Source organism: Terriglobus sp. YAF25 (assembly GCF_052113305.1).
In the GTDB taxonomy this organism is placed as follows: Bacteria; Acidobacteriota; Terriglobia; order Terriglobales; family Acidobacteriaceae; genus Terriglobus.
Genome location: NZ_JBFRCY010000618.1, coordinates 1 through 2,847, shown reverse-complemented (window position 1 = coordinate 2,847; position 2,847 = coordinate 1). Strand labels below are relative to the sequence as shown.

Annotated in this window: 3 protein-coding genes; 1 reads left to right on the top strand and 2 read right to left on the bottom strand. The window is 58.3% G+C overall.

Annotated elements, in window-relative coordinates; all coding sequences use genetic code 11:
• Positions 1-529 (bottom strand): class I tRNA ligase family protein (locus AB4043_RS21240; protein WP_442308006.1); only part of this gene is annotated, 529 nt, incomplete at its 3' end.
• Positions 530-800: 271 nt separating this feature from the next.
• Here AB4043_RS21240 and AB4043_RS21235 point away from each other — a divergent pair.
• Entirely contained in the window at positions 801-1,787 is a 987-nt protein-coding gene (locus tag AB4043_RS21235; RefSeq protein WP_442299731.1) for an energy transducer TonB, read from the top strand.
• Between the two features lie 99 nt (positions 1,788-1,886).
• Here the strand turns inward: AB4043_RS21235 and AB4043_RS21230 are convergent, their stop codons facing one another.
• On the bottom strand, positions 1,887-2,567 hold the full coding sequence (locus AB4043_RS21230) for a UdgX family uracil-DNA binding protein (protein WP_442299730.1): 681 nt from the start codon (positions 2,565-2,567) through the stop codon (positions 1,887-1,889).
• Positions 2,568-2,847 lie beyond the last annotated feature (280 nt).

Sequence of the window (2,847 nt, the reverse complement as noted above, 5' to 3'; positions counted from 1 at the left end):
CATAGAAGGTCTCGACGATGCGGGCTTCGTAGGGGAAGCTCATCGTCAGGTAAGGATCATCCCAGCGGCCGAGGACTCCCATGCGGCGGAACTGTGAGCGTTGCAGATCCACGTACTTCTGCGCGTAGTCGCGGCACTGCTGGCGGACGGTAACAGCATCCATTTCCAACTTCTTACGGCCAAGCTGCTCATCGACCTTGATCTCGATGGGCAGGCCGTGACAGTCCCAGCCGGGCACATAGGGGGAGTCGAAACCCGTCATCGTCTTGGATTTAACGACGAAGTCCTTGATGCACTTATTCAGCGCATGGCCCAGATGGATAGCGCCATTGGCGTATGGCGGGCCGTCATGCAGAATGTACTTCGGCGCGCCGGCGCGGGCGGCACGAATCTGTCCATAGAGGTCGTTTTCGTTCCACTTCTGGAGGCGTGCTGGTTCGTTCTGCGGAAGGCCGGCCTTCATGGGGAAGGCGGTCTGGGGCAGGTTCAGGGTAGACTTCAACGGCTTCTGCGCGGGCGAATCTGACATGCTTTTTCCTGAGTTGGTACGCGAGGTCACCAAAAGATCATTTTACTTTGTCAGGGCATTGCAGCCGTATACCCGGATGTGGTTCCATGCGTCAAAGAAAGTGACTGCGCGCCTGGGAAAACCTCTGTAAACTAGGAGCGGAGCCAGACGCTGAACGCGACGTGGCAGGAACCGGCAACAGACCGGGAGATGTAGTCCACCAACGGCGCGAGAATTTGGAAGAAGGGTGTGGGCGCAATACGGCCCGCAGGCCAGGTTTGCGAAGCAGCTTATGGCGAATACTGTTTTGACGCCACCGGGACTCGATCCTAAGAACGATGGTCAGTTCGACGCCCGTAAGAGCGCCGAGCCTATTTTCGGGACAGAACTCCAGAATACGGAAGAAAACGTGTTTACCTCGCTATGGGCGAGTCTGAAGGACGTCTTCTTCCCTGAGAAGCTGCCTCCGCTCCAATTGCAATCAAAGCCGATTGCGGTCGTCGACCGCATGAAGGTCAAACGTGATCCCAAGTCCACAGCTATAGCAGCGGTGGTGCATGTGCTGGTGATCCTTGCCATCGTCTGGATTGTGAAAAACAAGGTCGTCCAGATCATGGCGAAGCCCCTCGTCAGCAACGTCGACATGTCGAAGGTGCCTCCGCCCGTCTCGCTGAAGGCAGCGGAACGCATGGGCGGCGGCGGCGGTCAGCGTGGCCCAACGCCGGTCACTAAAGGCGCTCTTCCGAAGTTTGCCGACCAGCAGATTGTTCCGCCGAACAAGCCTCCTCTCGTAGAGCCAAAGATCAAGATCGAGCCGACAATTGAAGTCCAGAAGGACCTAAAGATGTCGAATGTGAATATGCCGAACTTCGGTATGCCGAACGCTCCGGCAGTCGGAGTCTCCTCGCTCGGCAACGGCTCCGGAACCGGCATTGGGTCCGGCAACGGATCGGGTCTCGGACCGGGATCGGGTGGAAACTACGGTGGCGGTGTCAAAAGGATCGGCAATGGTGTTCTCGCACCGCAGTTGATCTACGGCCCGGAACCTGAGTTCAGCGAAGAAGCCCGTAAGGCCAAGTTCCAGGGCGAAGTCATTGTTAGCCTGATCGTTGATACTCAGGGACGCCCGCAACGCGTCCGTGTGCCGCGTCCGGTTGGCATGGGACTGGACGACAAGGCAATCGAAGCTGTACGGCAATACCGCTTCAAGCCTGCTACCGAGAACGGTGTACCCGTTGCGGTAGAGCTGGCGGTCGCCGTGAACTTCCAGATCTTCTAACAGAACCTCTGTTGTGACAGCATAGCCCGGGATAATCCCCGGGCTATGCTGTTTGCGGAGCTGCCCGCAATGCAGGCAGCTGCTATCGCGGCGCCTTGATCATGCTGCATTGCTGTGACGTTGGGGATGCTTCAAATAGTCTGCGGCCCGTTTGAGGTCCGCAACAAGGATCTCCCGGCTGCGATGCCGGTCTTCATCCGTTCGCGCTCGAAGGACTGCCGAGGGATGTAAGGTCGCGATAATCGGAGGTAGCCCCTTTACCTGTTCAATCTCTCCATGCGCCTGTGTGAGCCTGAACTTTGAGCCGAGTAACGACTGCGCGGCAACGGCGCCCAGGCAGACAATCAATCGCGGCTGCACCGTCTCCAGTTCGGCCTGTAGCCATGGCCGGCAGGCCCGGATCTCCTGCATGCCGGGCTTCTTGTGGATGCGAAGCTTTCCGCGAGGCTCCCACTTGAAGTGCTTGACGGTATTGGTGACGTATACGGCGTGGCGATCGATCCGTGCYTCATCGAGACACTGATCGAGCAATTTGCCGGCAGGGCCAACAAACGGACGTCCTTGCCTGTCCTCCTGATCGCCCGGCTGTTCGCCGATCATCATCATCGCCACCTTCGGTCGCGTGGCGTCCTCGCGAGTTTCCAGCTCGCCGAATACGGCCTGGGTCGCATGGCGATAGAGATCGCATCCGTGGCATTGTTGTACCGCCTGACGAAGCACAGGCAGGCTGCGATCTTCGGGAACGAACGCAGCAGCACCTTCGGTAGTAATCTTCGGCATCGGGCATCTCTCCTTGCCGGAGATTAGATGTCGTGTGCCTGGTGGCCGTTGTCATCGGCATCCTGACGGTAAATACACGAATGCCCGGCGATGTGCCGGGCATTCGTGATTGAATCCGTAGTTAGACGTACTTTCGAAGATCAAGACCGAGCTTGTACTCTTCTTTGTCAGCCTCGATCTCGTCCCAGGTCACACTGCGGCCTGTCTCAGCAGCTTTGCGCGCCAACATGCAACTGCGGGCGCTCTCTACGCCCATGCAACTGCGGGCGCTCTCTACGCC